Source organism: Marinicella litoralis (assembly GCF_002591915.1).
Lineage (GTDB): Bacteria > Pseudomonadota > Gammaproteobacteria > Xanthomonadales > Marinicellaceae > Marinicella > Marinicella litoralis.
In genome coordinates this window covers 1-3901 of record NZ_NIHB01000011.1, presented here as the reverse complement: position 1 = coordinate 3901, position 3901 = coordinate 1, and the positions used below count along the sequence as shown (strand labels likewise).

4 protein-coding genes are annotated in these 3901 nt (G+C 32.8%); all 4 read right to left on the bottom strand.

Going from position 1 to position 3901, the window contains the following annotated elements:
- Positions 1-383 precede the first annotated feature (383 nt).
- The 4 genes from CCS90_RS14730 to CCS90_RS14715 all read right to left on the bottom strand — a co-directional run bounded on the left by CCS90_RS14730 (position 384) and on the right by CCS90_RS14715 (position 3785).
- A complete protein-coding gene (locus tag CCS90_RS14730) occupies positions 384-1145 on the bottom strand; it encodes a hypothetical protein (RefSeq protein WP_099020335.1) in 762 nt (253 codons plus the stop codon).
- A gap of 272 nt (positions 1146-1417) precedes the next feature.
- On the bottom strand, positions 1418-2911 hold the full coding sequence (locus CCS90_RS14725) for a ComEA family DNA-binding protein (protein ID WP_099020334.1): 1494 nt from the start codon (positions 2909-2911) through the stop codon (positions 1418-1420).
- Between the two features lie 118 nt (positions 2912-3029).
- Positions 3030-3551, bottom strand: a complete 522-nt coding sequence (locus CCS90_RS14720; protein ID WP_180236547.1) for a helix-turn-helix domain-containing protein — start codon at positions 3549-3551, stop codon at positions 3030-3032.
- A gap of 33 nt (positions 3552-3584) precedes the next feature.
- The gene (locus CCS90_RS14715) at positions 3585-3785 is read right to left on the bottom strand and encodes a hypothetical protein (protein WP_099020333.1); all 201 of its coding nucleotides are present in this window, start codon (positions 3783-3785) and stop codon (positions 3585-3587) included.
- Positions 3786-3901: the final 116 nt, after the last annotated feature.

Sequence of the window (3901 nt, the reverse complement as noted above, 5' to 3'; positions counted from 1 at the left end):
ATTGAGAATAAGTAGTGCCCTTTATGAGTAAATAGGATGATTTAATAAGACTGGTATATCTGCATGTAGGTTGGTGTTAAGTTCAGCGAAGCTCAAAATCAGATGTTTTGGTTTGAAAGGATTTGTGAGGATTTTTTGGAACCAAAAAGAATGGTGCCGGGAATGGACGCTAACTGGTTGTTAAGTGATTGAATGTAAAGAATATTAAACTAGATAGTTAAAATGTAACATCATTTGTAACAACAAAAATACAAAGTAATGCTCTTTTTTTATGGGTTCAATTAACTTAGATTGGTGATAGGTAAAAGCGATTGACAAATTTTGTTCGCAACATAATTGGCTTCATGAAGGTGTATATTATTTGTTAAGTGTATGACTTACAATCAAGGGCTAAACTCAATTCTCTTACAATTTGATTCAAAGGTATTAGATTTCCACGATAATATTATTTTTCTATCTTCAAATAAACTGCAAGATACACCTGTTGATAACTCGCCATCTTTATTTGTAACTATTCTTTGCGACTCATAATTCCAAAGCATGGGAAATTTCTTGTCTGGTTTAAGTGTAGAAATATTCATGATTCCACATTCCGTTGATGGTGTCGGGTTTGAAACCCAGTACCCTTCTATATCAGAGTTGTTTTTATAAACAAATGTTTCAGTCCATTTGTAACCAGTATTAACAACACATGTTTCAGAGTCAGCAGACTTAATAATTCTGAAAAGTTCTTTTATCTTTTTTTCAGCTTCATCGTTTGAAGAGACATTGCACATTGCTTTGGTTTTTTCATGAATTTCTTTCTTTGTTTCAGTAACTATTAACTCTAAATCTGCTGCATTTACTTCATTACAAAGTTGTTCTGCATAATTGGTAAATGGGTTGTTTAATTGTGAAAATATTTCATTTAAGTCGTTTTCAATTTCATCTCTGTCTTGTTTGTAACTGATAGAGGTTTGATGAAAATTACAATCAATGGAATATTGTGGCGTCGTCGCTTTTTGTTCACAAGATACCATCATTGATTGAATCTCATCATTTGTAGAATGAAGTTTATTATTTGATGGGTGATTAGGAAAATTACTTTGTTGTGAAAAGCCATCTGCCGAAATTAAACAAATCATAATTAATAATACTGGTTTCATAATTCTGCTTAGCAAACAATCTGATTGTGCATTTTTTCTTACGTCCACATCAGAAAATTACTATTACTTTTAAAGAAAAGGAAATTTATAATACCATCATGGTCACTGGCTTACTACTGGTAAACCGACAAGATACCGTCAGGTGTTTCGTTTGATCAGTGGCCTATTATAATCAAACACGGAAAAGGGTAATGAGGTCAGAATGAAAATCATCACGATATACAACATGCATGGATGACATCATTCGAGTTAACTAATCCATATGAACATAACTACAGTCTTGTAGAGTTCCGGAGTTGCTTGATTTCAAATTCATTTATGCCTTCAATTTGAAGCAGTTGTTCAAGTGATAGAATTTTAGCTCCTTCTTCTCTTAATGAAATAATTTTTTCACAAATTGGATCTCTTAATCCTAAGACCTTAAAAAGCTCATCACTAGATGCTTCGTTGATAGATAGTGATGTTACTTTTAATTGATTACCAATCAAGTCTTCCCTCTTCCAAGTTAACGGCAACTGTTTTAAATGTAGTGCTGCTGCCCACCTCACTGGATTGTGAGTTATTATTTTTAATGATTTAAATAATACTTTAATCATTGAGCTGGTTTTTGTCTCGACTGTTTGCCTATCTTCTCTAAGGAATTCAGTTACATACTCATAAGAACAATCCTCTTGAAATGATTCGAAAACACTTTTCATTTCATTGTCTGTTACGAATAAAAGAGTATGAAGGCTAGTGTCATTATCAAAATACACCATAGTTGATTCATTAAATACGTTTTTTAACCAAACTCCATCAAGATATTCCTTAGCAATGAAATAATCATCTGCTGAATCTTCATAAAGAGGTGGAATTGACTCATTTTCCCACTTCAATATTTGATTGGACACAAACGAATAACAAAATTGAGCATCATTCAAACTCCATTTTCGTTGTAAAACTTGATTTCCCGATTTGTCTGCTGTTAACTCATGAGGTATGTGCAAAAGTATTTCTTGAAAATGATCATACTTCACAGAATCAACACCAAATTTCAATAGGTTAATACTCTTTTCTGTTGATTCGAAATAATGTTTTAATAAACCTGAGGATTTTGCTAACTCAACCACAGCTGGAACCGCATCAATTCTATGCCTATTGTATTTATTTCTTTGAAACAATGCATTATCAAATGCGTCCCTACAACTTACTATGGCCTCTAAGTATTCTGAATTTTCTATCTGGTTTTCTGCATCATGTAGAAATTCACCAACAACTTTATCATTGATCAATGATGAAATAGCTAGTTTATCTGCTGTCATTCCAAAAAACTTTTTTAACATTTTATCAAAAAAAGTTTTTGTAACTTTAGAGAATCGATCTAAATCATTGCCTGGGTCTAGACCTCCATGTTGAATTAAATTTCTTACTTTTCTTAATAGTTTGATGTTCGCAAGTTGAGGCAAATTACCTAAATCATTGTCCTTCAGTAGTCTATTAATATCACCAGCCATTTGACCTAATTCAGTTTCTGCGAAAATTTTTCCTGTGACTGTTTCATATTCAACATGATCAGAGATTATTCTCAAAGAAAACTCGATCACATTATCAAAACCCAGCATAGCAATTAAAGAATCAACTCCAGATGGGTTGGAGGCTTTAGCTAGGGCATTCTCTAATAATAGTTTTGCTCTAACAAGCAAATTGAGTGTGTTGTGAGAGGGTGTAATTGGAAGTCTTAAATTTTCTTTTTTAGAATTCATTAGCTCATTTATTATGCTAGTCATTGAAATATCTTACTTATCCAACAATCATAATAGTCTAAACTATTTAATTCCATTTCTTTTTTATAGTGTAAGTATATTCGCTATTATAGGTAGCGGATATAAATGCTAAAATAAGTAATTAAGCATTTTTCTTATCAAACTCTCTTTCCTTTCGATCTAGCTCTTTATTGCCATTGACTGCCATTTCAGCCCATTGCTCATAATCAACAACTGCCGGGACTACTAAAACTCCAGTGCCTTCAGGTAGCTTACTAATGGTCATTTCTGATTCTACAGCCTTTCTGGTTGCCCATTCTTTGCGTTTTCTGTTGTTAAGCCAGTATATACAAGCCGTTACATCAGGAGGGTGGTGCTTGACTGTTTCAACCCTTAGGATTTCTCCACCATGATTGAATATCTTCTCCTCAGGGTGAGAGTAACCAATTGCCCTTTCGGCCAAAGCAATTTCAACTTTATTATCAAAATAATCCTTACCCTTTTTTAAGGACATGCAAAACTCTGGATATTTCTGCTTCCACCTTGTTATGGTTGATTCATCAACTCCAAATATTTCAGCTAAGTCTTTATCAGTTGCCCCAAATTTACTGATTTTTTCCGCTTGATTAGCGAATTCCACTTTATACTTTGTTGGTCTTGCCATATTAGATTCTTTGGTTGGTTTTAGTAAATTGATTCAGCCATGTTTATCCATTAATTCATCACAAAATATTTCACTAGTAAACATCAAAGCAGTTTCTAAAATATGTTTGTAAGGCTCTTTGATTAAATACACCTCAAATTCATCTTTAGTTAGTTCAATGCCATCAGTTAATGTGGTTTTGATATGTGTGTAAAATTCATCGGCAGATAAATCAAGGGTGGGACACAAGGACATACATCAGATGAAGATAATAAACTTAACTTATTGACTAAATATTTGTTTGATCGTTGAAATAATGGCAACCAATATGAAGCAATATGTCGCGGATTTGTGTTGTAACTTGAAGTATT